Genomic DNA, 22,228 nt, shown 5'->3' with positions numbered 1-22,228 from the left:
TTCAATATTAATTTTTGTTCAAATTTAGGTAAAAAAAAACCATCTTTCCTTTATTGAAAAGATGGTTCATTGTATTTTTATAATTAAAGACTATTTGTGAAGTGCTTTAATATACTTTTCAAGGGCCATTGTCATAGAAGGAGTTTCCTTCGTAGGTGCCATTAAATCTACTTTTAATCCTGCTTCTTCTGCAGCTGCCAAAGTCGTGTTTCCAAAAACTCCGATCTTTGTTTCATCCTGCTTGAAGTCAGGGAAATTTTGTTGTAGCGATTTTATTCCCTGCGGACTGAAGAAAATCAGCATGTCATAATCTTTGACATTGATATCTGTAAGGTCGCTGCATACGGTACGGTACATAATTGCTCTTGTCCAGTCTACATTAGATGCATCCATGGTTTTTACAATATCCGGGCTCAAAACATCTGAAGATGGCAGCAGATATTTTTCAGTCGGGAATTTTTTGAAAAGAGGAAGCAGGTCCGAGAAGTTCTTCTCCCCAAAGCTGATTTTTCTTTTTCTGTACACGATATGCTTTTGAAGATAGTTGGCAATTGCTTCCGACTGGCAGATGTATCTCATCGTATCCGGAACGGCAAAACGCAATTCCTCTGCTAGCCTGAAGTAATGGTCAATCGCATTTTTACTGGTAAAAATAATACCGGTATACTGCGTCAGATCTATTTTCTGTGTTCTGAGCTCTTTATTGTCAACCCCTTCGACGTGGATAAATGGACGGAAATCAATCTTTATTTTTTCCTTCTTCGCTATATCCAGATATGGAGAAGACTCACTAGGCGCTGGTTGAGAAACCAATATAGACTTTATTCTCATCATTGACTTTTATTAAAAAAATAACAACTTCCAAAGCAATAATAATGGTGCGATTTGGAGGGTGCAAATATACAAAAATTTATAATACCATTTTTCAGGAAGAATCTTGTTCTTGTGAAATAAATAGAAAAAAACTTTGAAAATGAATACAAAAGCGAAGAAGCAGAAATAATATAAAAACATTTTATTTCTGTCTATCGGGAAGTAATAATGGGCTACACAAAGAATTATTAGCAAAAATGAAAGAATGAAATAAAACTTTGTGGAGGTAAAATAAAAAATAGTCCATTTTTTTCCATCCCCTATACTTTGGTAAAATAAAAAGCCTAATGTTGATTTTATTACATAAAAAAGCAGCACTGCCAGCAAAGTATAACCCAATTTATTAAGCTGATATCCCAAAAGCTGAAGATCTGCAATATATTTCGGTACTACAGGTACATACTGTGAAATTAATACAGACAGAGTAAGTGTGGTCACACAGGAGGTGATGATCCAGCTGGGAAGATTATTGCTGGCATCAAAATATTTCTGAAGCAGAAAATCTCTGAGGCTGGCATCTCTTTCTATGACGTTCATCATAAAAACGTATAAAAAAATACAACCCACAAGGATAAAGATTACCCAATCATTATTTTCAGGTATTCTTACGTGATTGATGAAGTGTTGTGATGATGGCAAAATTTAATTTTTTTATTTATTATTTAACTTCAGATAACACAGCCGGCACAGATTTTCCTGTCACCAGATCCATGAATTTGCAGTTAAAATATTTGCTCTCATCGATTTTACGTATTGTTCAGATCTGTTGAATAAAAGGATCTGTTTCATCCGCTTAATCCCCGAGAAATATTTTTGCAAAATTATAGATTATTTTGTATAAAATAAAAAGGTTAAATAAACTATCTTTGCAAACTGAAATGAAAAAACTCGTCATCATCCCGACCTATAACGAAAAGGAAAATATTGAAAATATTATTTCCGCAGTTTTTGCATTGGAAGACGACTTTCATATCTTAGTAGTAGATGATTCTTCTCCCGACGGAACAGCAGAAGTTGTGAAAGAATTGCAGAAGAAATATCCACATTATCTCCACTTGTCGGTAAGACATGTGAAAGATGGACTGGGAAAAGCTTATATTCATGGATTTAAATGGGCCATCGAAAATAAATATGATTATATTTTTGAGATGGATGCCGATTTTTCACACAATCCTAACGATCTGCCGAAACTTTTTGATGCCTGCAGAAATGCAGATATGGCCATTGGCTCCCGTTATTCAAAAGGAGTAAATGTAGTGAACTGGCCTATGGGAAGAGTATTGCTTTCTTACTTTGCCTCAAAATATGTAAGGTTTGTACTAGGCCTTCCAATTCATGATACTACAGCAGGATTTGTCTGCTTTTCAAGAAAAGTACTGGAAGAAATAGGATTGGATAACGTAAAACTGAAAGGATACGGATTCCAGATTGAAATGAAATTCAGAGCTTTTAAAAAAGGTTTCAGAATTGTAGAAGTTCCTATTATATTTACCAACAGGATTTTAGGAGAAAGTAAAATGAACGGCGGAATTATCCATGAAGCAGTTTTTGGAGTATTGAACTTAAAATGGAAATCACTCATCAACAGATTATGAAACTGATGAAAAAGTTAATCTTTATTTTCGTTTTGCTGAGCCTGTTTTCGTGTGGCGATTATATTGATAAGCCCAAAAATCTGGTCGATAAAGGTTTGATGGCTGAAATCATTGCCGATCTTGCCATCAACGATCAGGCTATCTTTATCTATCCTGACAAAAATATGGAAGCAGGGACAAGGGCTGTTTTGAAATCATATAAGGTAAAACCGGATGATTTTGTAGACAGTTTCAAATACTATGTAATTAAAGAAGAAATGGACGGGATCGCTAATGATGCACAGGAAATATTGCTGAAAAAAGATCCCAAAGCAGATAAATATGTGAAGGATAAGCTGAAACAGAATGGTGCTGTAATGCCTGTAGTAAGGTAAAATGGACACAGAAGTTTCTGCGATACAAAAAATCACTGGTAAAACAGTGTCTAAACAAGTATAGAGATGAAATTTTTTAATATAGAAAAGACCTCTGAAGGAAAAGCAAGAGCAGGGGAAATTACCACAGATCACGGGAAGATTCAAACTCCTATTTTTATGCCTGTGGGAACTGTAGCAAGTGTGAAAACAGTTCATCAGAGAGAATTAAAAGAAGACATTAAAGCTCAGATTATTCTGGGAAATACTTATCACCTTTACCTTCGTCCGGGCATGGAAACGATGCAGGATGCAGGTGGTTTGCACAAATTCATGAACTGGGATCTTCCTATCCTTACTGATTCTGGAGGTTTTCAGGTATTTTCATTGGCAAGCAACAGAAAGATGACAGAAGAAGGTGCGAGATTCAAATCTCACATCGACGGAAGTTACCACATGTTCTCTCCGGAAAGATCAATGGAAATTCAAAGACAGATCGGAGCCGATATTTTCATGGCTTTTGATGAATGTACACCTTACCCTTGCGATTATAATCAGGCAAAATCATCGATGGAGCTTACCCACCGCTGGCTGAAAAGATGTATTGACTGGACGAATGATAATCCTGAATTATACGGACATAAGCAAAGGCTTTTCCCGATTGTTCAGGGATCTACCTATTCTGATCTTAGAAAAATCTCTGCAGAAGTGATTTCCGAAGCAGGGGCAGAAGGGAACGCGATCGGAGGACTTTCGGTAGGAGAGCCTGAAGAAGAAATGTACAGAATCACTGACGAAGTGACAGATATCCTTCCAAAAGAGAAACCAAGATACCTGATGGGAGTAGGAACTCCGTGGAATATCCTTGAATCGATCGGGCTGGGAATTGATATGATGGATTGTGTGATGCCAACGAGAAATGCAAGAAATGCAATGCTTTTCACATGGCAAGGGGTAATGAACCTTAAAAATGAAAAATGGAAACGCGATTTTTCGCCTTTGGATGAATTTGGAACCAGTTTTGTAGATCGTGAATATTCAAAAGCGTATCTTCGCCACCTGTTTGTATCTAAAGAATATCTGGCAAAACAGATTGCTTCGATTCATAACCTTGCATTCTATCTTGATTTGGTAAAAGTAGCCCGAGAACATATTATTGCAGGTGATTTCTATGAATGGAAAAACGCTGTAGTACCGGTTCTTAGACAAAGACTGTAAGAGAATATGCTTAAAATTGTAGACAGATATATCATTAAAAAATACCTTGGGACTTTCAGTTTCATGTTGGTATTATTGTCTATAGTCGTATTGGTAATCGATGTTCAGCAGAAGATTCCAAGGATAGAAAATGCCAAGGCCATTGATCCGAAATTGGATCTGACCTATTTCCTTATCCATTTTTATCCTTTCTGGATCATCAATCTTGTGGTGACTTTCCTTTCCATTCTGGTATTTATATCGGTAATTTATTTTACCTCCAGGATGGCAAATAATACTGAAATTGTTGCTATTATCAGTAGTGGAGCCAGTTTCCACAGGTTTTCCAAACCTTATCTGGTTACTTCCATTTTTATTGGATTGATCGCCCTTGTGGTGTACCATATGGTGCTGCCATGGGCCAATATCAAGAAAAATGAACTGGAAGCGTATACGTATAATGCAGCCAATAAAGAAAAGATTTTAGGAACAGCACCTGCTTCTTCACAGCTGAGTAAAACGGAGTATATCTTTGTCGATTCATGGAATAAAAGAGAAAAAAGAGGGTCGAGTTTTGTCTATCAGAAATATGATAAAGACAGAAAAATGACCTATGAGCTGAAGGCAAGTGAAGTGTATTGGGATAAAGCTAAAAAACAGTTTGTTTTAAATAACTATCTGGAAAAAACAATCAATAAAGACAATACCGAAAAACTCGGTAACGGAATAGAATTAAGGAAAAATTACGGGCATTCTCCGGAAGAACTTTTCCCGAATGAGCTTTTGGGACAAAATAAAACCACTCCGGAACTTTTGAAATTTATTGAAAGGGAAAAAGAAAGAGGAAACAGCAACCTGAACTCTTACCTGAATGAACTTCACCAGAGAACTTCCATGCCTGTTTCAATTATTATTCTGACATTTCTGGCGCTTTCCCTGTCATCACAGAAGAAAAGAGGAGGATTAGGAGTCAATCTAGCCATCGGTATTTCATTGGCCTTCATTTTCGTGTTTTCATTCGAAGCCTTAAAAGTGGTTTCGGAAAATAAAAGTTTGTCTCCGGCTGTAGCCATGTGGCTGCCTAATATGGTGTTTTTGCCGCTTACCCTTTATTTGTATATCAAGAGAGCCAATCAGTAAAGGAGTTTTACTTCTTTGTGATAAAAGGAATGCATTCCGTCTTCCAGTTCGATCCAGAGTTCACCCTTTTCGTCTGCACGCCGGATAATGCCATTTTGTCGCTCTTTTTCAATTTCAAAGACCGATATCTGATCTTTTCTGAAAAGTTTTTTATTAAATCCATCCAGGACTTCCTGATCTGAAGGTATGTTTTTAAGCTTTTCACACAAATATTCATGAAGGTTTAAGGCTAGTTCTTCCAGGTCAAATTGGATTCCTGTCTGCGTCAGAAGTGATCCTGCATTGGATATTTCATCAAAATTTTCCTGCAGAATGTTGATTCCGGCTCCTATGATGAAATAATTATTTTGATTAATTTTTTTCTTTTCTATTAAAATTCCAACGATTTTTTTACCTTTAAGGATGATATCATTCGGCCATTTGATTTTTACCTCAGAGTCAGACAATATGGCAAGGAAATCCCGGATCACCATTGCGGTATAATAATTGAACATAAAGTCGGAGCACAGGATGTTCTGAGTATTCACTGCCAGCGTATAAGCCAGATTTTTTCCGGCGGTCTGAGTCCAGATATTTCCATACTGACCACGGCCTTTAGTTTGATTAAAAGTATGAAGCCCTATAAAATTTGAATCTCCGTAAAGTAAAAACTTTGATATTTCGTCATTAGTAGAAGAACATTCTTTCAGGTAAAAGAGTTGGCTCATTTAAGAAAACTTTAAGAGATTAAGAGGGTAAAAGTAAGGTTAAAGTAAAGAAAAAACAATAAATTTGCAGATTATAGTATTTTTTTAATGAATAAAACAGCAGAAAAACAAGCGTTAATAGATAAAATCGTTGAAGCTATCCAGGATGTAAAAGGAGAAGACATTATGATCTTTGATCTTTCAAACATCGAAAACTCAGTAGCAGAAACGTTCGTGATATGTAGTGGAAACTCAAATACACAGGTAGCTGCATTAGCGGGAAGTGTAGAGAAGAAAGTAAGAAACGAACTTCAGGACAGACCTTGGCACGTAGAAGGTACTGAAAATGCGATGTGGGTATTGGTGGATTACGTTTCAGTGGTGGTTCATATATTCCAGAAACAGGTACGTGAGTACTACGACATAGAAGAACTTTGGGGTGACGCAGTCATTACCAGAATTGAAAATGAATAATAAAAATTTTAAAAAGTCTAAATGAATAATAAAGGATTCAACTGGTTCTTTCCTATTGCAATCGTAGCTCTTTTGCTATTCTTTGGCTCCAATTTCCTTGGAGGTGATGCAGCAAAATCTATTGATGAAGATGGTTTCTTTAGAGAAATGCAGGCGGGCAAAGTCCAGAATATAATTATATACAAAGACATAGAGAAAGCTGATGTTTTCCTAACAAAAGAAGCAAAATCGGCAATGGTTTCCAAAGCCGGAAAAGAAAACAACCCCCTTTCTGCCTTCGAAATGGCTCCAAAAGCAGATTTTTCTGTGAAATACGGAGATCTTCAACTTTTCCTTCAGAAATTTGAACAGGTCAAAGCCAGCAATCCGGTTATTAAAACAACCAAAGATTACGGTACAGGGAAGAGCGCATTAATGGATATCTTAATCCCTGCGCTGGTTTGGATTTCAATTTTAGGATTATTCTACTTCCTTCTTTTCAGAAAGATGGGTGGAGGCGGAGGTCCTGGCGGACAAATTTTCTCTATCGGAAAATCCAAAGCGAAACTTTTCGACGAAAAAGAAAGAATTCAGGTGACATTTAAAGATGTTGCAGGATTGGAAGGAGCAAAAGAAGAAGTTCAGGAAGTAGTAGACTTCTTGAAAAACTCCGAGAAATATACAAAACTGGGAGGTAAAATTCCTAAAGGAGTTCTTTTAGTAGGGCCTCCGGGAACTGGTAAAACCCTATTGGCGAAAGCTGTTGCAGGGGAAGCTAAAGTTCCGTTTTTCTCACTTTCAGGTTCCGATTTCGTTGAAATGTTTGTGGGAGTAGGAGCTTCCAGAGTAAGAGACCTTTTTGCTCAGGCTAAAGCAAAATCTCCGGCCATTATCTTCATTGATGAGATTGATGCTATCGGACGTGCCAGAGGGAAAAATAATTTCTCCGGCGGAAACGACGAAAGAGAAAATACCTTGAACCAGCTTCTTACTGAAATGGATGGTTTCGGAACAGATACCAACGTTATCGTAATGGCAGCAACCAACAGAGCGGATATCCTTGATAAAGCTTTGATGAGAGCAGGACGTTTTGACCGTTCTATCTATGTAGACCTTCCGGAACTTCACGAAAGAAGACAGATCTTTGATGTTCACTTGAAAAAGATCAAACTTGATGATAATGTAGACAGAGAGTTTCTTGCCAAACAAACACCTGGTTTCAGTGGGGCAGATATTGCCAACGTTTGTAACGAAGCAGCACTTATCGCAGCAAGAAATAATCATACTTCAGTAACAAAACAGGATTTCCTTGATGCTGTAGACAGAATCATCGGCGGTCTTGAAAAGAAAAATAAGGCAATCAAACCTTCTGAAAAAAGAAGAGTTGCTTACCATGAAGCAGGACACGCTACGATCTCATGGTTGGTAGAACACGCATCTCCACTTTTAAAAGTGACGATCGTTCCTAGAGGACGTTCACTGGGAGCAGCATGGTACCTTCCTGAAGAAAGACAGCTTACCACTACTGAACAGATGCTGGACGAAATGTGTGCAACATTGGGAGGTAGAGCAGCAGAGCAGGTGATCTTCAATAATATTTCTACAGGAGCACTTTCTGATCTGGAAACCGTAACAAAGAGAGCTCAGGCAATGGTTACAATCTACGGATTAAGCCCGAATATCGGTAATATTTCTTACTATGACAGCTCAGGCCAGTCTGAATACAATTTCGGAAAGCCTTATTCTGAAGAAACCGCTACAAAAATTGATGCAGAGATCAAATCAATCATCGAAAATCAATATGAGAGAGCGGTAAGAATTCTTGACGAGAATAAAGATAAGCTTGACGCTTTAGCAAGTAAATTGCTTGAAAAAGAAGTGATCTTCCGTGAAGACCTTGAAGAGATTTTCGGAAAAAGAGCATGGGATCCTGAATTGACAGAGAAACCTGTAACCAATACTATTCCTGAAAAAGATCAGCCCATTGTAGAGGAAACACCTCAGATCAAAGAGAAAGAAGAAGAAAGCGAAATACAGGCTCCCGAAAGCCCGACACAGCTTTAAGATTCTTAAAAAATAGAATTAATAAAAACCTGATAATCGCAAAATTGTCAGGTTTTTTCATATTTAAGGAGATATTTTGGACACTATTGTAATTTATTTTCTATTTTTGTATAAAGTTGACTAAAAATAGATTAAGTTGAATTTATTCAAGAGGATTGTAAGCAAACTTACCAACCAGCCTGAAGAAGAGGACAAACAGAGCCTGGAGAAACTTGGGGATTCGCTGAAAAATGCGGATCTTGACTATAAGTTTGCGCAATTATTTACGCATTCGGGAGGATTTTTTAATTATTGTGCAGATGAAGCGGAAGCTCTACAAACTTTAAATCAAATTATTAAAATAGAAGGTGTTCACAACCTTTTCTGCTGGGATAAAGAACTTCAGAACTTTTTGAACGTTGTGAAGTCTTCATATACGTCAGAATTACAGCCATCTAATGACGCCGCATTCATCACCTGTGAATATCTCATTGCCTATGACGGCAGAATCATGCTTTCGCATAATAATATCCTGCATTATCATTCTTCAAGGCTTCCTGATAAAATTATCATCATTGCCAATGTTTCTCAGATTGTAAACAACCTGAATGATGCCATGGGTAAAATAAAAAGAAACGGAAATATCAAGAACCTTACTTCCATCAGCGGAAGCCAATCGAAAATGGATAGTTCTTCCAATTCCAATACAAAACTGTTTTTATTGCTGCTTGAAGATTAAGCAACCACTTCTAAATTTTAAATTTTGGACAAAAATCTCATTCAAAGAACCGTATCAGGTATCGTTTATGTAGCCATCATTATTCTTTGTTCTACTCCGTTGGGAGCGCAGCTGCTGAACAGTATTGCACCTGGTCTTGCCAAACAGCAGTATCTGTATCACGGTTTAATGAGTCTTCTGCTGATTGTAGGAACCTGGGAATGTGTTAAAATTATGAAGTTTGGAAACGGCTATGAAAAATGGGTCGTATATCCATTGGTCATTTTTATTTTCTACATGTTTTCCAAAAGGTATTTTAATCACGATTTCTTTTTTGATTTCAGACTTAGTGAAATATTAGCACTCGCCTTGATTGGAATAGCTGTAGTAACCTTATTCAAATATCCTAACGAATTATACTTTGACAGCGGAAAACTTATTTTTACCGTTATTTATGTGGCTCTCCCGTTCAGTTTTGCATTAGGACTGCCCAAATTCTCCAGTTATAATGAAAACTTCTCTCTGGAAGTTCTTTTCCTGTTTATCCTTATCTGGAGTAGTGATACTTTTGCCTATCTGGTAGGAAAATTCTTTGGAAAACATAAAATGGCTCCTAAGATTTCGCCTAAAAAAACATGGGAAGGTTATGCCGGAGGTGTTGTTTTAACATTGGTGTTGTCTTATTTTATTGAACACTATCAGCCCGAGCTGAGAGGAAACTGGATGATCGTAGGATTTCTGGTGGCAGCCTTTGCGCCATTAGGAGACCTGGTAGAAAGTCAATTGAAGAGAAACTTCGGTGTAAAGGATAGTGGAAACATCATTCCGGGACATGGAGGAGTTTTAGACAGGCTGGATAGTTTTATTATCTGCGTTCCTGTCGTATATTTGTACTTTATTTTAGAAAAATTTATTTAATCTCATGAAATTACATAGAGAATCAAAAGGAACGATTACCGTTGCGACCATACTTTTTATCATTCTGGGCGCTTTAGCAATTTATTTCCTTGAAATATGGTCCCTGCTGATCATTATGCCTTTGCTGGTTATTTACAGTTTAGTATTCTGGTTTTTCAGAGTTCCGGACCGTAATATTCTTGACCACAGAGAAAATGTGATCGCTCCGGTGGACGGAAAAGTGGTTATGATCAAAGAAGTGGAAGAGGATGAATTTATAAAAGGTAAAGCAATCCAGGTTTCTATTTTTATGTCTCCACTGAATGTTCACATCTGCAGATATCCGGTTTCAGGAGAAGTGATTTACAAAAAATACCACCCGGGAAAGTATCTGGTAGCATGGCATGAAAAATCTTCTACAGAGAATGAAAGAACTACCGTAGCAGTTCAGACGATGACCAATCACAAAGTAGTCTTCAGACAGATTGCGGGATATGTAGCAAGAAGAATTGTATTCTACTGTAATGAAGGAGATAAAGCCAAAGCCGGGCATGAGTTCGGATTTATTAAATTCGGTTCCAGAATGGATGTATTCCTGCCTTTGGATACTGAGATTATATGTAAGATCGGAGATATTACAAAAGGTGGTTTGGATGTGATTGCCAAACTGAAAGAAAACTAAAATTCTTATCGTAGATAAAAAACCAAAAGAGAGCTTTTAAAGTTCTCTTTTTTATTTGGGGTATGAAGGGTATATTTTGTTATTTGAGTTTAATTACGCATGAGTATTATTGCGTATCGGAAGACTAATACCTTTCCGTTGGGATTGATAATTTTGCCTGCTTAAAAACACAGGCCCATGCTTTTTTAAGTGATTCAAGGTAAATGATTGTTAATTTATTGTCAAAAATGGCATTTCATTTGATAATTTTAACATCTAATTTTAGTAAATTGTAGCTAGAAAAACACCTTAATCATCTCCTTTTAATGCTGAAAAAGACTAATACATTTCGTTTTGTAGATTTCTATTTTGCATGAAAGGCTGTTAATATTGGAAAATTTATACTTTCAGGAGTACAAATGCCAACTTAAGCTTGTGAGAGCACAAAAAAACAACAAGATGATTTATAAGTTTTTCTTTAAGATGATTAACGACGAAACTGAGAAGATGGATGATGATTTTGAAAGTAGTTATCTTCATCTTATTAACCGGTATTTGCTTTTACTGTTTTTCATATTCCTGTTTTACTCCATTTTTATTATTACTTTTTTTGGGGATATGCTGATCTCCATATTTCTTACCGTTATTACCTTCTTCTGGCTGTTCCTCATGGCTATCAAAGGAAAAACGAAACGGTTCAAAAAGGTTTTAAAGCCTTTCATTATCGGTATATTTGTTTTACTCACATTTATAGTAAGCTTTTTTCATATTTATACTTACAAAAACGCAGGTGTAGAATACTTTTACTTTTGTCTTCTGTTTGCTGTTCCGTTCTTTCTGAAATACAAACAGGACTCCCTTACGATCTTTTTTATTACATTCATCATCAGTATCAATTTCATTGCATGTCTGTATTTTGATTTTGATTTCCTGCCAAAGAGCCGATTCATAGAAAAAGAAGATTTTAAAACAATCAAACTGCTGAATATTTTATTCTCCGTTGCTTCCTTTTTAATGGATATCGTATTTATTACACAGAAAGACGCATTGATTCATGGCTTAATTTCCGATAAAAAAGCCAAGGATTCCACCATCAAGGATCTGGTCAAAACGAATTCGGAATTGATGAAACACCAGATGTTGATTAACCATCTTTCAGAGGAAAATATTCAGGAAATACTGAATTTAGCGGAAAGCAATTCACCCATGTTTTTTGAGAAATTTCAGGTATTTTTTCCTCATTTTATTCCGGATATTTTACAAATAAATCCTAATCTGATCCATTCTGAGCTCTATTTCTGTGCACTGATGAAGCTGGATTTTGATACCAAAAAAATAGCACAGTGTACCAATAACAGTATCCGGGCTGTAGAAAGTAAAAAATACAGGATCCGGAAAAAACTGAATATTTCCTCAGAGATCAATATCAACAGCTTTTTGATAAAAATTTAAACAGAATTCCGATTTTTGTTACTCATACGTAATTTTGAGTAGGTTCTGATGGTGTTTTTTGATTTTCTTGTCAATATTTTTACTTAAAAACATTGTGATGAATATTAAGAACATTCATATTGGAAGCCTGATCCGATCCAAAGTGGAAGAGTATCAGATTTCAATAGAAAGAATTTCCCGGTTTTTAAACAGTACGGAAGATGAAGTGGAAAAGATGTATCATGCAAAAAGTATGGATACCGATGTTCTCCTGAAATGGTGTAAACTTTTAAAATTCGATTTCTTCCGATTCTATACCGGACATCTCATTTTATATGCTCCCCAGGCGAGAATTGATAATGTCTTCACTCAAAAAGAAAATACCCTGGTTTTCAGAAAAAGCATTTATACGCAGGAGGTTAAGGATTTTATTCTTGATAAAATAAAGACAGGGAAAATGACGGCCAATGATGTGGTTAAAAGGTATAAAATACCCAAGACCACTTTATATAAATGGATGAAAAAGATATAAGATGATGCCAGATTATAAGCAGATTTATACCGACATTCTTGAAGAAAAATTTCCCGAAAAATTATCAGATACCGCCATCAGGCTTAAGCTGGAAACTTTACATTCAGCTTTTGATATTCTGAAATTTAATCAGCTGGTTTTTGGAGAAACAGAATATACTATGGAACGTAAAAACCAGAGGCTCCGTTCTTATGATAAGGAATCAATTCTGAAAATTCTCAGTTATCAGAAAAGAAATGAACTGACTAATCTTCAGGTGAGTGATCATTTTAAGATAAGCCGAAATACCATTGCGAAATGGAAAAGAATTTTAAATGATGACTGATATTGCGTTTTTTAAACCTACTGATTTTATTTTTTATGATAAATTAGAAGTAATGGTTCTTTTAAGTTGTTTTGCTTTTGATATTTGAATGTATGGTTGGGTTTTGTTAAAAAGCTCAACTTTTTATTTGAATTTTTACCAGGATAAATTAGTGACATTTTGTGAGTTTTACTACGCGTGAGTAGTATTGCGTAGCAAGGAATTATTTTCTAACCGTCTGTGGTTGATAATTTTGTGGAAGTTAAATGCCCGGATTATTATTATCAAACAATTATAACTTATACAATGATGGAAACAAAATTTACAATGCCCCCAATCAAAGTCCTGCTCATAGCAATGCTCTTTGTTTTTGGAAGATCTTTTTCTCAAACCAATAATGGTGCAGTAGGGATTAATACTACTACGCCGAACTCTAATTCCGTTTTGGATGTTATTTCAGGAAATAACAACAAAGGAGTACTTATTCCAAGATTAACAGAAGCGCAACGAAACGCAATTGTAATCAATCAATCCAATGATGATGGTCTTACGATTTACAACACCACAGAAGACTGTTTCAATTACTGGAGCTTTGTGGATAAAGAATGGAAAAGTGTGTGCGGACAGCTGGGTAAATCTGTTTTTACCATAGACTGTTCCGCTTCCAAAGCAATGGGAAGCTATGTAAAAGGAAAAGAACTTACCAATTCCAATTACCTGAAGATTGCTGTGAATGTAACTAAACCCGGTAATTATACCATTTCCGGAACGACAGCCAACGGATACAATTTTTATGGAACCGGAGTATTTTTAAACACCGGAACGCAAACAATACAGATTCCGGGACAGGGAATTCCTCAGAATATTCAGACAGATAATGTTGCTCTTGAAGCCAACGGAGTTGAAGTAACTTGTACTCCTGCTATTTCGATTACTGTTCTGAGTCCCGCAGGAACCTATACCATGAGCTGTGGAACTGCAACGGTAAATGGAGTATACAAGGTTGGAACAGCTCTTACTGCTTCGAATACAATTACCTTACCTGTAAATGTTTCAACATTGGGAAGTTATACTGTTTCCACTAATACTGTTGACGGAATTTCTTTCAGCGGATCAGGCACATTTACTTCTACGGGAAATCAGAATATTACATTAAGCGGAACAGGAACTCCAACTTCTACATCGGTGAAAACAATTACCATTACTTCCGACAGCCAGGGTGGGGTATCTACAACATGTTCTGTGAATGTAGTGGTTGTCATTCCTAAAAAAACGGTTCTCCATATCGGATTAGAAACAGCTTACGGGTATAGCGCCTATACCGGTCCGTCAAGAAGTCTGATGGATTCTCCAACAAACTTTGGTACCACTGCTTCCAGTATTGTTAAGTATGAAGGTTTTACACATACTTCTTTAGGGAACTCACCTTCTTCAGCAGCTCTTCAGACGGCTCTTAATAATAAGCCGGATATTGTTGTCATTGGATACAACTATACACCTAATGCTACAGATGCAGGTTATATTGCTTCCTATCTTAATAAAAAAGGAGTTGTCATTGCGATGACAGATGATACGGGCACTGCACAGAATTTATTCAGAGGAATATTCTCTGATCCTACCATTTCAGCATCTTATGGAGGCGGTGCAGGTTCAGTGTATGCTCTTACCAATTCTGATGATCCCATCCTTAACGGACCTTTTGGAGATGTAAGAGGGAAAAACTGGGGTGAAGATGCTTCTACCACAGTAAATATTTCGGGGTTGACAAGCGGATTTGTTCCTTACAGCTATGCGCAACCTATCAACAGCACCACTGCCAGAACAGGAATTTCAGGATTAAGAAATACCAGCCTGAACTTTATATGGTTTGGTGACGGTGGCTTTTTAAGTAATGAAAATGCTAACGGAAACCAGTATCCAAGTAATACCATTGAGCCTTTTGTTGCCCCAAGTTCAGGAGGATATTTCCCGGTTCAGAAGTCTTCTTACGGATACGCAGGAAACGGCTATACAACAGGAGGAATGCAGGTTCAGAATTCAATCCTCTTTGCGAATATGATTGCCTGGGCAATTAAGCAGGCAGAATTCAACGGAATAAACACACAATGATAAAAGGTTTTTAAAGATGACTCCGGCATGATTATTCGTGCCGGAGTTTTTTATTTTATATGTCTTTTAACTTCCTGTACAAGGTTTAATATGAATTCTACGGGAATATCCTCCTCCGTATCAATAAGAAGGATTTTAAACTTCTTTCTGCCGTCCTGGATCAATTCAGGATAATCAAGCCGGTCACCATGATAAAAACTCAGGTAGTGCTTTTTGTATTTTTTGCTGTAATAGAAATAGCACAGCATTTTCTTTTTGTATTTGATAAACGGAAGCCCGAAACTGAATGTTTCTGTAATATTTTCCGGATCTGAAGCTAAGATCGTATCACGCAAAAATAAAAGAGTACTTCTTTCAGGCTCTTCGATTCTGTAGAAATACTCTTGTATAGGATTCATTGTAATTCAGTTATAAGATTAGTCGAAGTTTTGAAGTTCGACAAGTTTGTGATACATTCCTCTTTTTGCAATCAGGTCGTGGTGGGTTCCCTGTTCTACGATATCACCTTTTTCCATCACTACAATCCAGTCTGCTTTCTGAATGGTTGAAAGACGGTGGGCAATCACTAAAGAAGTTCTGTTTTCCATCATCTTCTCCAGTGCATCCTGTACGAATCTTTCGGATTCTGTATCCAAAGCTGAAGTTGCTTCATCAAGAATCATGATCGGTGGGTTCTTCAATACCGCTCTGGCAATAGAAACCCTTTGTTTCTGACCTCCGGAAAGTTTACCTCCGTCATCTCCGATATTGGAATCATATCCTTCAGGAAGTGTGGTGATAAATGCATCTGCATTGGCAATTTTAGCGGCTGCAATCACTTCTTCTCTGGTGGCATCAGGTTTACCCATCAGAATATTATTGTAAACGGAATCATTGAATAATACAGATTCCTGGGTTACCATTCCCAATAGCTTACGGTATTCCTGTAGTTTTAAATGTTTGATATCTGTTCCGTCAATCAGAATTTCTCCTTCCGAAACATCATAAAATCTTGCTAATAAATTGGCAATCGTTGTTTTACCACTTCCACTTTGCCCAACAAGAGCAACCGTTTTCCCTTTTGGAATAGAAAGGGAGAAGTTTTTAAGAATCGTATGATCTTTATCGTAATAAAAACCAATATTATTAAATTCGATAGAATGCTTTAATGTTGAGATAGAAACAGGATTGGGTACTTCGTCAATTTTCACATCAGCATCAAGAATAGCTAAAACTCTTTCAAGAGAAGCTTCACCCTTCTGAACATTCGAAATAGATTGAGATAAACTTTTCACAGGAGGTAAAATCTGGAAGAAAATACCCAGGAAAACCAAAAAATCTGCAGGTGAAATACTTTGTTCTACAATGATTTGTTTTCCCCCATACCAAGCAATAATTAAGAATGTTACTGAACCTAAAAATTCGCTCATCGGAGATGCTAATTCTTTTTTTCTTCCCAGACTTATAGAACTGTTAATCCATCTCTGCATAGACTGCATAAAACGGTTGTCCATTATTTTTTCTGCACTAAAAATTTTAATAACCTTTGTAGATTTCAATGTTTCGTCTACAATTGAGAAGATATTCCCCATTTCATTCTGTGCTTCGTGGGAGTCTTTTTTCAGACTTTTTCCAATTAAAGCAATCATAGTTCCCATTACCGGTAATACCAGAAGTGAGAAAAGAGTCATTTCTGTACTTAAAAAGAAAAGAGTCACCAATGTACTGATCAGCATGAAAGGTGCATTGATTAATTCAACTAAACTTCCTAAAATATTCCCTTCAACTTCACCCACATCATTGGACATACGGGACATCAGATCTCCCTTTCTGCTTTCTGTAAAAAAGGAAACAGGTAAAGCAAGAATCTTTCTGTACATTGCTCCACGAAGGTCTTTAGTAACCCCTACACGGTAATTGATCAATAAAAATGAACCTAAATATCTGAAAAGGTTTCTCAGTAAAAACATAAACGCTGTTACCACGCAAAGCCACGCCAAAACGTTAAGTGCTCCATACTGGGTTACTAAACTCTGAACATAGTAATTGGCATATTCTTTTGCGTAGGAGAAAAAATCTAAAATTTCTCCCGAATACACAGGGGGATGGCTGTATTTTTTAGCCTCAATGGTTCCGAAAAGCATTCCCAAAACAGGTAGAATAGTTCCTAAGGAAGCAATCTGAAATACAGAATACATAAGATTGAAAAACAAACTTCCGTAGATGTATTTTTGGTGAGGTCTTGCGAACTTTAGTATTTTAATATATTGGTTCATTCAATGAAAAAATTGGATAGCAAAATTACGTAAAATTAAAAGATAAGACGTTCTTAATCCTGTTTTACTTTACCGGATAAGTTTCAAAAAGTGTCTTTTTGTTACAACTCAGCACTATTAAGCATTATTTTTTTGCTTAAATAAACCTGAACTTGGCTTAAGAACAGGAAATCGTAAGGTGTTGCTGTTTAATAAAAAAAACTGCTGAAAGAGCAGTTTTTTATAATGATTTCACTTAAAATTTCACCTGATCATTGTATTTAGGAGCAAAATTTTTAGGACTCAGTTTATCCAGTGTTTTTCCCAAATTATTGATGATCTGAGTCATATTATCAAAATCGACAACGTTGATGTCATCATTTTCATGGTGATAATGAGACGCTTTGGTCATATCAACAGTAGAAAATGAATGGGCAATGATTTTCTTTTTGACAAAGCTTACATTATCTGAACGGTAAAACAGCTGCTGTTTTGCATAAGGGTCAGCATTAATTTTTAATCCGTTTACTGCATTTTGATTGAAAAGTTCATCAAGGTCAGAGAATCCGTCTCCCGTCATATATAATGCATTTTTTCCCCACTGAGATTCCGTAGCAACCATTTCGAAATTAAAAAGAGCTGTCATTTTATTATAAATATGATCCAGATTCTTATCAGTGGAAATCGCTCTTGAACCCAGCATTCCTTTCTCTTCTCCATTAAATGCCATGAACACCATAGAGAATTCCGGTTTTTTGTTTTTAAAATAATCGGCGATACCTACCAGAGTCGTGATTCCGCTGGCATCATCATCTGCTCCGTTATAAATATTATCTCCGCTTTTATCACTGGTTCCGATATGATCAAAATGTCCTGAAAAACCAAGGTACTGATCAGATTTTCCTTTTTTAATTCCACAGACATTGTATACGGTCTTTCCATTGTAATCAAAAGGTACCAGATAAGATTTTCCGGTACAGTATTCCAGATTATTTTCTTTGAAAAGTGCAGCGATGTAATTGGCTGCATTTTCATTTTCCAGGGTTCCGATTTCACGGCCTTTCATTTCATCTGAAGCGAGAGTGGAAAGAACTGTCTTTACTCTTTCTTTGGAAACCTCCTGAGCAAAAGTGAATATGGAGAATAGTGATAAAGTAAGATACGTTAGCTTTTTCATTGTCTTTTATTAAAGTTATAGGATCTGTCGTATTTTTAACTCAAAAGTTGCAATGAATTTACATAAAATAAATTAAGAGTGTACGACAAATAAAAAACAGCTCCTTAAAAGAAGCTGTTCTCACTCAAAAAATCGTTGTAAGGCTATCGAAGTCTGTCTACAGATTTTACGAGCCTCTCATCTTTACGGATATAAATGTTTGCTATGAACAAACAGATTACCGCAATCAATGGGAAAATCGGCTCAATACCCTTCTCAGGAATTTGAATTCCTCCGGATAAGTTTAGTAACCAGTACGCCAATACACCAATCAACAAAGCGTTTATAATGATGCTGATGGTATTCAGCAAAATTTGTCTTTTTCTGTTTTTGAAACTGAAAATACTTAATGCTCCGATAACAACAAGTACGATACAGCCTATATTAAGTAAAGGAATACTGTCTGAAATGACAACATCCTGTCCTGTTATAAAAAGGAAAACCGCAGCTAAAACTGCTAATAAGGTCCATATGGTTTGTATTCTCTGTAGCATTGAATATTAAATTCTTGGCAAAAATAATATAAATTTTGCACAATTCAAAAATAAGTGTAGATTTGCATTATACAATGTACTTGAAAACAAAAGTCACCGGACTTACTTTTCTTACTCACAATTAATTACATTTTTACATTAAATATGTTTAACATAGAAACGTTAAGGTCAAAATCCGTAACGGAACTGACTAAAATCTTGAAAGATTTGGGCGTTAAAGTTGCAAGAAACAGCAATGAAAATGACAAGATCTTTGCTATTCTTGACTTTCAGGCTTCTAACCCTAAAGTCGCAAAAGATTATTTCAACGCCACCGAAACCGCCAGTATAAATACTGAAGAGGCTCCAGCAGAAAAACCTGCCAAAGCCCCGGCAAAAAAAGCTGCCCCTAAAAAAACAGCAGCCAAGCCAAAAGCAAATGCAAAAGCTCCGGTAGAACCTAAAACAGAGGAAATAGTAGAAGAAAAGGTAGCTGCTCCTGAAGAAATTAAACCGGAAGAACCCAAAGTGGAAACCACAGCAGCCACGGTAACAGAAGAAACCGCAGCAGGCGCTCAGGCCAAAAAGAAAAGAAAAAGAGTTTCAACCAATGCCACAAACGCAGAAGTATCTCAGGAAAGAACTGAAACTCCAAAAAACACAGAACCTCAAGAGCCTGCCCAGGCTGAAGAAAAGCCTAACAATCCTCAACAACCACAGGCTAACAGACCTCAAAAAGGACACAACCATCCACAGAACGGTGGAAACCAACATAAAAACCAAAACCAGCAACATCAGCAGCACCAAAACCAAAATCAGAATCAAAACAGACATTCTGAAAAGGTTGAGGAGCAGAATGACCATAAAAAAGAATTCAATTTCGATGGATTGGTAAGCATTGAAGGGGTTTTGGAAATCTTACCGGATAACTACGGATTTTTACGTTCTTCAGATTTCAGCTATATCTCTTCTCCTGATGATGTGTATGTTTCTACAGCTCAGATCAGAAATTTCGGTTTGAAAACAGGAGATACAGTAAAAGGAATTGTAAGACTTCCGAAAGAAGGTGAGAAATACTTTTCATTATTAAGACCTACAGAAGTTAACGGACGTGATCTTGCATTTATCAAAGACCGTGTTGCTTTTGAATATCTTACCCCGCTTTTCCCTGAAGAGAAATTTAATCTCGCTGGAAGCGGTTCTACAGTGTCCACACGAATTGTAGATTTATTTGCACCTATCGGAAAAGGACAGAGAGCAATGATCGTTGCACAGCCTAAAACAGGTAAGACGATGCTGCTTAAAGATATTGCTAATTCTATTGCAGCCAACCACCCGGAAGTATACATGATGGTTCTTCTGATTGATGAACGTCCGGAGGAGGTTACTGACATGGAAAGAAGTGTGAATGCAGAAGTAATTGCTTCTACATTTGATGAAGCTGCTGAAAAACATGTAAAAGTAGCCAATCTTGTTCTTGCAAAAGCACAAAGAATGGTAGAATGCGGACATGATGTAGTCATCTTGCTGGATTCTATCACCAGATTGGCAAGAGCATATAACACGGTAACTCCGGCATCTGGAAAAGTACTTTCCGGTGGGGTAGATGCCAATGCACTTCACAAGCCGAAAAGATTCTTCGGAGCTGCAAGAAAGATTGAAGGTGGAGGATCTCTTACAATCATTGCAACAGCATTGATTGATACAGGATCCAAGATGGATGAAGTAATCTTTGAAGAATTCAAAGGTACCGGTAACATGGAACTTCAGCTAGACAGAAAAATTGCCAACAGAAGAATTTATCCTGCTATTGATCTTGTAGCATCAAGTACCCGTAGAGATGATCTTCTTCTTGATGAAGTAACTTCACAGAGAATGTGGATTCTTAGAAAATATCTTTCTGAGATGAACCCTGTGGAAGCGATGGAATTTGTAGATAAAAACATCAAAGGAACTCTTAATAATGAGGAATTCCTGATGTCAATGAATAAATAAATTTAATTATTGTTAAATAGAAAGCACGGATCATCAGGTTCGTGCTTTTTGTTGATATTACATAAAAAAATAAAACTTAATTCATTCTAAATCAATATATCAATGTTAAAGATTTATTAAAGTAATCCAGAATCCTTGATAATCCCTTAAATATTGGCTAATTTTGAATTATAACATTAAAAATAAAGATTATGTCATTTGAATTACCAAAACTAGGATATGCATACGATGCATTAGAGCCAACGATCGATGCAAGAACTATGGAAATCCACCATACAAAACACCACCAGGCATATATTGACAATTTAAATAAAGCAATTGAAGGAACTGAACTAGCAGGAAAAACTATTGAAGAAATCTGCCAGACAGGAACTGATAAACCAGCTGTAAGAAATAACGGAGGAGGTCACTTCAACCACTCTTTATTCTGGGAAATTTTAACTCCCGGAGGAAGCAAAGAACCGGTAGGAAATGTAAAAGCTGCTATTGAAAACTACGGAGGTTTTGATAAATTCAAAACTGATTTTTCTGAAGCTGCTAAAACAAGATTCGGTTCAGGATGGGCTTGGTTGGTAAAAAATGCTGACGGTTCCGTATCTGTTTCTTCTACGCCAAACCAGGACAACCCGTTAATGCCTGTAGCAGACGTTAAAGGAACTCCTGTTTTAGGATTAGATGTTTGGGAGCACGCTTATTACTTAAACTACCAAAACAGAAGACCAGACTATGTTTCTGCGTTCTTTGATGTAGTAAACTGGGATAAAGTAGAAGAATTATTCAATAAATAATTTTCAGCTATTATAAAAATGAAAAGGTTCAGAATTACTCTGAACCTTTTTTATTGACTATGCTTTAAAATTTACCTTATCGCATCACTTCCGGATAATCCATTTAATCTTAGCTTATACTTCCAGTTTACATAGACAAAAACCTGGTATAATTTATATTCAAACTTGATCCCGTAATTTTCCTTGGGATCATAATCTATCCCCGATTCTATAATATTTCTGTATCTGCCGGAATTATAATAACTGTTCCATTCGTTGACCAAAAAAGTATTTTTTGTCTTGAGATAAGATTCTGAGTACTGGCTGATCGGTTTGGCAACAGCATTTATAAAATAATCAAATTGGGTATCTATAACGGTAAGGTCCCATTCTCCGTCTTCATTTTTAGAAGGCTTCATTTCATGTTGCTCTTTATCTTTCTTCGGCGTTTCCTGAGAAAAGCAGCTGAAAGGTACCAATGCAATCATTACTAATAAAATAATATTTTTCATGACACAAATATTTTATATAAAAAAAGCACTCCAATAAGA

At 36.4% G+C, this 22,228-nt stretch carries 23 protein-coding genes; 15 read left to right on the top strand and 8 right to left on the bottom strand.

Going from position 1 to position 22,228, the window contains the following annotated elements; genetic code table 11:
* Window positions 1-90 precede the first annotated feature (90 nt).
* The gene (locus JNG87_RS03760) at window positions 91-831 is read right to left on the bottom strand and encodes a uroporphyrinogen-III synthase (protein ID WP_034691594.1); all 741 of its coding nucleotides are present in this window, start codon (window positions 829-831) and stop codon (window positions 91-93) included.
* 12 nt (window positions 832-843) lie between these two features.
* On the bottom strand, window positions 844-1,512 hold the full coding sequence (locus JNG87_RS03755) for a DUF4271 domain-containing protein (RefSeq protein ID WP_110008374.1): 669 nt from the start codon (window positions 1,510-1,512) through the stop codon (window positions 844-846).
* A gap of 239 nt (window positions 1,513-1,751) precedes the next feature.
* On the opposite strand from JNG87_RS03755, the gene JNG87_RS03750 reads away from it, so the two are divergent.
* The 4 genes from JNG87_RS03750 (at window position 1,752) to JNG87_RS03735 (ending at window position 5,158) form a co-directional block, all read left to right on the top strand.
* Window positions 1,752-2,468 carry a polyprenol monophosphomannose synthase gene (locus JNG87_RS03750; protein WP_202841779.1) on the top strand — a complete coding sequence of 239 codons (717 nt, stop codon included), beginning with the start codon at window positions 1,752-1,754 and terminating at the stop codon, window positions 2,466-2,468.
* A gap of 5 nt (window positions 2,469-2,473) precedes the next feature.
* Window positions 2,474-2,842, top strand: coding sequence for a DUF4296 domain-containing protein (locus JNG87_RS03745; RefSeq protein ID WP_238349660.1), 369 nt, complete (start codon window positions 2,474-2,476; stop codon window positions 2,840-2,842).
* Window positions 2,843-2,908: 66 nt separating this feature from the next.
* Complete coding sequence (tgt, locus tag JNG87_RS03740) at window positions 2,909-4,039, top strand: tRNA guanosine(34) transglycosylase Tgt (RefSeq protein WP_202841775.1); 1,131 nt, start codon at window positions 2,909-2,911, stop codon at window positions 4,037-4,039.
* 6 nt (window positions 4,040-4,045) lie between these two features.
* On the top strand, window positions 4,046-5,158 hold the full coding sequence (locus tag JNG87_RS03735; RefSeq protein WP_034691587.1) for an LptF/LptG family permease: 1,113 nt from the start codon (window positions 4,046-4,048) through the stop codon (window positions 5,156-5,158).
* Here JNG87_RS03735 and JNG87_RS03730 read toward each other — a convergent pair.
* Window positions 5,152-5,865, bottom strand: coding sequence for a biotin--[acetyl-CoA-carboxylase] ligase (locus JNG87_RS03730; protein WP_202841773.1), 714 nt, complete (start codon window positions 5,863-5,865; stop codon window positions 5,152-5,154). The genes JNG87_RS03735 and JNG87_RS03730 overlap by 7 nt on opposite strands.
* A gap of 87 nt (window positions 5,866-5,952) precedes the next feature.
* On the opposite strand from JNG87_RS03730, the gene rsfS reads away from it, so the two are divergent.
* The 9 genes from rsfS to JNG87_RS03685 all read left to right on the top strand — a co-directional run bounded on the left by rsfS (window position 5,953) and on the right by JNG87_RS03685 (window position 14,992).
* Window positions 5,953-6,318: a ribosome silencing factor gene (gene rsfS, locus JNG87_RS03725; protein WP_047097448.1), complete on the top strand. Its 366-nt coding sequence runs from the start codon at window positions 5,953-5,955 to the stop codon at window positions 6,316-6,318.
* 21 nt (window positions 6,319-6,339) lie between these two features.
* Window positions 6,340-8,361, top strand: coding sequence for an ATP-dependent zinc metalloprotease FtsH (ftsH, locus tag JNG87_RS03720; RefSeq protein WP_120232489.1), 2,022 nt, complete (start codon window positions 6,340-6,342; stop codon window positions 8,359-8,361).
* A 136-nt stretch (window positions 8,362-8,497) separates the two neighbouring features.
* Window positions 8,498-9,079 carry an LUD domain-containing protein gene (locus tag JNG87_RS03715; protein ID WP_110008379.1) on the top strand — a complete coding sequence of 194 codons (582 nt, stop codon included), beginning with the start codon at window positions 8,498-8,500 and terminating at the stop codon, window positions 9,077-9,079.
* A 24-nt stretch (window positions 9,080-9,103) separates the two neighbouring features.
* Window positions 9,104-9,976 (top strand): phosphatidate cytidylyltransferase, encoded by an 873-nt coding sequence (locus tag JNG87_RS03710; RefSeq protein ID WP_110008380.1) that lies wholly within the window; start codon window positions 9,104-9,106, stop codon window positions 9,974-9,976.
* 4 nt (window positions 9,977-9,980) lie between these two features.
* Window positions 9,981-10,637, top strand: a complete 657-nt coding sequence (locus JNG87_RS03705) for a phosphatidylserine decarboxylase family protein (RefSeq protein ID WP_202841772.1) — start codon at window positions 9,981-9,983, stop codon at window positions 10,635-10,637.
* Between the two features lie 438 nt (window positions 10,638-11,075).
* Window positions 11,076-12,068 carry a helix-turn-helix transcriptional regulator gene (locus JNG87_RS03700; RefSeq protein ID WP_202841770.1) on the top strand — a complete coding sequence of 331 codons (993 nt, stop codon included), beginning with the start codon at window positions 11,076-11,078 and terminating at the stop codon, window positions 12,066-12,068.
* Window positions 12,069-12,165: 97 nt separating this feature from the next.
* The gene (locus JNG87_RS03695; RefSeq protein ID WP_137904421.1) at window positions 12,166-12,579 is read left to right on the top strand and encodes a transposase; all 414 of its coding nucleotides are present in this window, start codon (window positions 12,166-12,168) and stop codon (window positions 12,577-12,579) included.
* Window position 12,580: 1 nt separating this feature from the next.
* Window positions 12,581-12,904, top strand: coding sequence for a helix-turn-helix domain-containing protein (locus JNG87_RS03690; protein WP_202841769.1), 324 nt, complete (start codon window positions 12,581-12,583; stop codon window positions 12,902-12,904).
* A 306-nt stretch (window positions 12,905-13,210) separates the two neighbouring features.
* A complete protein-coding gene (locus JNG87_RS03685) occupies window positions 13,211-14,992 on the top strand; it encodes a hypothetical protein (RefSeq protein ID WP_202841767.1) in 1,782 nt (593 codons plus the stop codon).
* Between the two features lie 50 nt (window positions 14,993-15,042).
* Here JNG87_RS03685 and JNG87_RS03680 read toward each other — a convergent pair whose 3' ends face one another.
* From JNG87_RS03680 to JNG87_RS03665, 4 genes are all read right to left on the bottom strand, one after another.
* Window positions 15,043-15,390: a DUF1801 domain-containing protein gene (locus JNG87_RS03680; protein ID WP_137904420.1), complete on the bottom strand. Its 348-nt coding sequence runs from the start codon at window positions 15,388-15,390 to the stop codon at window positions 15,043-15,045.
* An 18-nt stretch (window positions 15,391-15,408) separates the two neighbouring features.
* Window positions 15,409-17,247 carry an ABC transporter ATP-binding protein gene (locus tag JNG87_RS03675; protein WP_202841765.1) on the bottom strand — a complete coding sequence of 613 codons (1,839 nt, stop codon included), beginning with the start codon at window positions 17,245-17,247 and terminating at the stop codon, window positions 15,409-15,411.
* A gap of 235 nt (window positions 17,248-17,482) precedes the next feature.
* Window positions 17,483-18,403, bottom strand: coding sequence for a M28 family peptidase (locus tag JNG87_RS03670; protein WP_202841763.1), 921 nt, complete (start codon window positions 18,401-18,403; stop codon window positions 17,483-17,485).
* Window positions 18,404-18,546: 143 nt separating this feature from the next.
* The gene (locus tag JNG87_RS03665) at window positions 18,547-18,936 is read right to left on the bottom strand and encodes a DUF4293 family protein (protein WP_202841757.1); all 390 of its coding nucleotides are present in this window, start codon (window positions 18,934-18,936) and stop codon (window positions 18,547-18,549) included.
* Window positions 18,937-19,080: 144 nt separating this feature from the next.
* Here JNG87_RS03665 and rho point away from each other — a divergent pair, with 144 nt between their 5' ends.
* Together rho and JNG87_RS03655 are read left to right on the top strand one after the other, a co-directional pair.
* Entirely contained in the window at window positions 19,081-20,910 is a 1,830-nt protein-coding gene (rho, locus tag JNG87_RS03660) for a transcription termination factor Rho (protein ID WP_202841756.1), read from the top strand.
* A 191-nt stretch (window positions 20,911-21,101) separates the two neighbouring features.
* Window positions 21,102-21,698: a superoxide dismutase gene (locus tag JNG87_RS03655; RefSeq protein WP_131437230.1), complete on the top strand. Its 597-nt coding sequence runs from the start codon at window positions 21,102-21,104 to the stop codon at window positions 21,696-21,698.
* Window positions 21,699-21,769: 71 nt separating this feature from the next.
* On the opposite strand, the gene JNG87_RS03650 is transcribed toward JNG87_RS03655, so the two are convergent.
* Window positions 21,770-22,189, bottom strand: a complete 420-nt coding sequence (locus tag JNG87_RS03650; RefSeq protein ID WP_202841755.1) for a DUF6146 family protein — start codon at window positions 22,187-22,189, stop codon at window positions 21,770-21,772.
* Window positions 22,190-22,228: the final 39 nt, after the last annotated feature.

It is taken from the genome of Chryseobacterium cucumeris, from assembly GCF_016775705.1.
Classification (GTDB): domain Bacteria; phylum Bacteroidota; class Bacteroidia; order Flavobacteriales; family Weeksellaceae; genus Chryseobacterium; species Chryseobacterium cupriresistens.
This window is presented reverse-complemented; position numbering and strand designations above follow the sequence as displayed.

Bases quoted from the DNA above. Each gene is read 5' to 3' on its own strand.
- JNG87_RS03760 (WP_034691594.1), bottom strand. From the start codon at position 831: ATGAGAATAAAGTCTATATTGGTTTCTCAACCAGCGCCTAGTGAGTCT.
- JNG87_RS03750 (WP_202841779.1), top strand. From the start codon at position 1,752: ATGAAAAAACTCGTCATCATCCCGACCTATAACGAAAAGGAAAATATT.
- JNG87_RS03745 (WP_238349660.1), top strand. From the start codon at position 2,474: ATGAAAAAGTTAATCTTTATTTTCGTTTTGCTGAGCCTGTTTTCGTGT.
- tgt (WP_202841775.1), top strand. From the start codon at position 2,909: ATGAAATTTTTTAATATAGAAAAGACCTCTGAAGGAAAAGCAAGAGCA.
- JNG87_RS03735 (WP_034691587.1), top strand. From the start codon at position 4,046: ATGCTTAAAATTGTAGACAGATATATCATTAAAAAATACCTTGGGACT.
- JNG87_RS03730 (WP_202841773.1), bottom strand. From the start codon at position 5,865: ATGAGCCAACTCTTTTACCTGAAAGAATGTTCTTCTACTAATGACGAA.
- rsfS (WP_047097448.1), top strand. From the start codon at position 5,953: ATGAATAAAACAGCAGAAAAACAAGCGTTAATAGATAAAATCGTTGAA.
- ftsH (WP_120232489.1), top strand. From the start codon at position 6,340: ATGAATAATAAAGGATTCAACTGGTTCTTTCCTATTGCAATCGTAGCT.
- JNG87_RS03705 (WP_202841772.1), top strand. From the start codon at position 9,981: ATGAAATTACATAGAGAATCAAAAGGAACGATTACCGTTGCGACCATA.
- JNG87_RS03700 (WP_202841770.1), top strand. From the start codon at position 11,076: ATGATTTATAAGTTTTTCTTTAAGATGATTAACGACGAAACTGAGAAG.
- JNG87_RS03695 (WP_137904421.1), top strand. From the start codon at position 12,166: ATGAATATTAAGAACATTCATATTGGAAGCCTGATCCGATCCAAAGTG.
- JNG87_RS03690 (WP_202841769.1), top strand. From the start codon at position 12,581: ATGATGCCAGATTATAAGCAGATTTATACCGACATTCTTGAAGAAAAA.
- JNG87_RS03685 (WP_202841767.1), top strand. From the start codon at position 13,211: ATGCCCCCAATCAAAGTCCTGCTCATAGCAATGCTCTTTGTTTTTGGA.
- JNG87_RS03680 (WP_137904420.1), bottom strand. From the start codon at position 15,390: ATGAATCCTATACAAGAGTATTTCTACAGAATCGAAGAGCCTGAAAGA.
- JNG87_RS03675 (WP_202841765.1), bottom strand. From the start codon at position 17,247: ATGAACCAATATATTAAAATACTAAAGTTCGCAAGACCTCACCAAAAA.
- JNG87_RS03670 (WP_202841763.1), bottom strand. From the start codon at position 18,403: ATGAAAAAGCTAACGTATCTTACTTTATCACTATTCTCCATATTCACT.
- JNG87_RS03665 (WP_202841757.1), bottom strand. From the start codon at position 18,936: ATGCTACAGAGAATACAAACCATATGGACCTTATTAGCAGTTTTAGCT.
- rho (WP_202841756.1), top strand. From the start codon at position 19,081: ATGTTTAACATAGAAACGTTAAGGTCAAAATCCGTAACGGAACTGACT.
- JNG87_RS03655 (WP_131437230.1), top strand. From the start codon at position 21,102: ATGTCATTTGAATTACCAAAACTAGGATATGCATACGATGCATTAGAG.
- JNG87_RS03650 (WP_202841755.1), bottom strand. From the start codon at position 22,189: ATGAAAAATATTATTTTATTAGTAATGATTGCATTGGTACCTTTCAGC.